4 protein-coding genes are annotated in these 3,673 nt (G+C 33.0%); all 4 read right to left on the bottom strand.

Features of this window, described 5'->3' with window-relative positions; genetic code table 11:
* Window positions 1-218 precede the first annotated feature (218 nt).
* Window positions 219-1,679 (bottom strand): indoleacetamide hydrolase, encoded by a 1,461-nt coding sequence (gene iaaH / locus ACH8JV_RS19040; protein WP_396523189.1) that lies wholly within the window; start codon window positions 1,677-1,679, stop codon window positions 219-221.
* Window positions 1,680-1,771: 92 nt separating this feature from the next.
* A complete protein-coding gene (locus ACH8JV_RS19035) occupies window positions 1,772-2,491 on the bottom strand; it encodes a response regulator transcription factor (protein ID WP_396523187.1) in 720 nt (239 codons plus the stop codon).
* A gap of 242 nt (window positions 2,492-2,733) precedes the next feature.
* Window positions 2,734-2,997, bottom strand: coding sequence for a hypothetical protein (locus ACH8JV_RS19030; RefSeq protein WP_396523185.1), 264 nt, complete (start codon window positions 2,995-2,997; stop codon window positions 2,734-2,736).
* A gap of 184 nt (window positions 2,998-3,181) precedes the next feature.
* Window positions 3,182-3,673: hypothetical protein (locus ACH8JV_RS19025; protein WP_396523183.1), on the bottom strand; the 492-nt coding region annotated here is incomplete at its 5' end.

Genomic DNA, 3,673 nt, shown 5'->3' with positions numbered 1-3,673 from the left:
AGATATATATAAGTTATAAATATTATATTTTCTCAAATTAACAACCGTAAAACTGACAGGATGAGTAAATCAAAAAGTAATAATTGTTTAATAAATAAGCCATTATAACAAGTGAAATGGCTTATAATTTTTCAGATAAAAACAGGCTTACCAATAAATTTCAACCTATTATTAATAGAGAAACAAGTCTTTAAAAATAGTGGTTTAAGTAGTTTTGTTTATTGATTTAAATCCTTAAAAATTTCTTCTAAAGTTATTCCAATCGCAAGCAATTCACTATCTTGATGAGCTAAGCCATCTATTTCAAATCCAACTGGTAGTTTTGATTTCGCGCCCTTCCCAATAGGTAAACTCAGTCCTGGTATTCCAATATTACTGCCGGGGTCTGTATTTCGCATGAGTGTCTGGAAAGTTTCAATTGAATAGACTTCTTCATTTGCTAGAGGTGCAACAATCGGTGATGTCGGAAATAATAAAGCATGTAAGTTATGCGTCTTAAATGTGTTTTGGTAGAGTTCAAGCAATTGTGGACGAGCTTCACTGATGGCTTTTTCATACAAAGGTAAAACTGGAACAAGTTGACCAGTTTGATCTAGAGTTAGCTCAGGAAGAATATTCAGTTTAAAAATTGCCTGTACATCTGGACTTGAAATCTGATCAACTACAGTCTCTATAGTCAAATTTACATGATGATCTTTCAAATATTGAATCAGGTCATATTTGCCTTCATATATAGCCACAGGAAATGAAATAGCTTGATTGAGTTGTTCTAAATTTGGCATATCGACAGGAATAATTTCGACTCCTGCACTTTTTAAAAGCTCAAGCGCAATATGAGCCTGTTCATGAACGTCTTCATCTAAATGATTCCAAAAATATGAATTGATACCGAGCCGAATTTGATGAGGCTGGAGTGGTTCTTTTCTTGGTTCTTGAGTAATAAGCTCATCAATTAAAATAACATCAGATACGGTATGTGCAATAGGTCCAGCGGTATCTCGAGTATGTGAAATTGGGGTAATACCTTCTTGTGAATATCGTCCTACCGTAGGACGAAAACCCACACAACCATTTAAGGCACTTGGCAGTCGAATAGAAGCACCTGTGTCTGTACCCATAGCAATCGGAACCATACCCGCTGCAACAGCTACCGCACTACCCGAAGAAGACCCACCAGCAATATGTAACGGGTTTACGGCATTTCGTGTACCCACCACACCTTCTATATGCATGGCAGTATTATAACCAGTTACCCCAAAGGCCAATTCGTGCATATTGGCTTTACCAACAATGATTGCACCTTGATCAATAAGCTTTTGAATAACGGGCGCAGAAGTTTGAGGCCTAAATTGAGCTAAAGCTGGTGTGCCTGCACTATTTGGGAAACCTGCAACATGAATATTATCTTTAACCGCAATTAAAATACCCATCAAAGCTGGGCACGGTTTTCCACTCAGTAGATATTTATCCCAATATTGAGCTTGTTGAATTGCTGAAGCCTTATCTGTGCTAATAAATGCATTTAAGGATTGCTGTTTTTCAATATTATCGAAGTAATGATGTACAAGCTCTTCACAAGATACTTTTCTTTCATGAATGAGTTTAGTAATGAAATCTACTGAAGCATTTGATAGATCAAGTGATTCGATCCAATTAATTTTTTCATTTGTATTTAACATAGTAATTTTTAATCCATTTAAGTTGTAATTTTAGAAACTTAGTACAAATTGCTTATTGATTCGCATCCTCAAAATTGAGGATTGCTTAAACTTTAATATCGAATGAGCAAGGCCATTTCAGTGCGATTATTGCAACCGATTTTTCTCATAGAATTGTTCAAATGAGTTCTTAATGTTGTAAAGCTAATATCCAGTAAATTGGCCACATCTTTATCACTTAAACCTTTAGTTACCAAGCGAACCACTTCTTGTTCCCGTGACGTCAGACCATATTGACTTGATAAATCACTGGGTAAGGCTTGAGTAAAATAAGGTTCAAGCAGGTTTAATATTCTTTTTTCACGTTCACTAAACGTGTCGGCATCTTTCGCACGCCAAATGCGTAAATCACCAATATCCATACCATTTCGGACAAAATAAATATTTATGCCGTGATATAAACCATAGGCTCTCAAAAACTCATTGTAATAGGGTGTTTTTTTCAGGTCTGCGAGAGGCATGACCTCGTTTACGAAAGTTGGTTTTTGACGTTTGCGAAGCTGTGCTGTAATCGGATCATCAAATTGCCAAACACACTCATAGTCCTTCATAGCTTTTGGGTCGATTTTCCATATCACACCTTCTTTCGATAAGTTATGGGTTGAATCCCAAATATAAGATGCCGCGAAATCAGCCCGCAACAAGATGGCAATATCTGCAAGAATACTTTCACGTAAATTGTATTGCCCTTTCCCTGAGCCAAGTTTCCATAATATTTCAGAAAACAATGTAAACTCAGATGGGCTTAAATCTTTTTCTAAAAGTACGGTCATCGTTTACCTATTTAACGAAATATATCGAATTTTGAGAGGATCGGTTAAGCGCTTCCTTTGAACTTATTCTTATTACTAACTCCATCCTTTTCTATAACATTTATATGCAAATATTAAAATAATTTTAAAGCATACTGCCTACTTAAAAATATTTCTTTCTTAAAAGCGGCTATTAGTAAAACCCTGAAAACTCAGGGCTTTGAAAGCCTTAAATACATAAAAATAAATTTAGCTCAAATGTATTATTTTTTACATTCAGATAGATACTTTTCAATCATGAAATTGACTATATCTGTTTCACCACGAGCCTCCCTAGTTTTTTCAGTATTATAAGTTTTCCAAACTTCGTCCCAATGGTTTTTAATATATGTGACCATACACTCTTTGTAAGGATCAGAAGTATTTTCATGGATATGCACTAAGAACTTGTCTTGATGTTTAGCTGTAGAATTTCCACAACCAAATAATGAAATAATTAGAACTAATCCTATACTTAAATTTTTCATTTTTTAATCTAACAACTTAACTTGAATCATTTTAACAAAACATATTATATATTTATAGAAAAAGCCCATCTTCCGATGAACTTTTAAATATCTTAAGTGATTATATTTACATTTCAATTATTATAATGCAAAAAATCATTTACCCTGTAAAAATCCAAATAGGCTTAAAAATGGACATTATCCTCTATAGACCTAGATCTTCTTCGGTAACTTGGCTTTCAACTCTTTTTATATCACTTATTAGTTCATTATAGCGATCACAAATATCTTTCCAACACTTTCCAAAGTATTCAATCTCAGAAATCTCTTTAGGTGTGTAAATATCACTAATTGCCTTAGTGTTTGAATCATAAGAAATATTTAATTCCAGAACCCCATCATTTTTATCTAAAAGAAAAACCCCATTACCAGTTAATATCTTTTCTTTTTTCATTTTTAAAGCTAGCATATCTAGAATATTTGAAATCTCATTATAAAATGCCATATTTAAATAAGCAAAACCTATAACTTTCATTAACTTATCATTTTTTCTAGGATTAATTTCACACAAGCCAATATTTTTAAAAAACTTAATAGAATTATCTAAATTATTTTTAAAACTTATTTTTTCTACTTCACCAAAATCATTAAAAGCTCTAAGTGCATAATATTTATCATAGTAATACTTTTTTAATAC

The sequence above is a fragment of the Acinetobacter sp. ABJ_C5_2 genome, assembly GCF_044538485.1.
GTDB lineage: Bacteria > Pseudomonadota > Gammaproteobacteria > Pseudomonadales > Moraxellaceae > Acinetobacter > Acinetobacter nosocomialis_A.
This window is presented reverse-complemented; position numbering and strand designations above follow the sequence as displayed.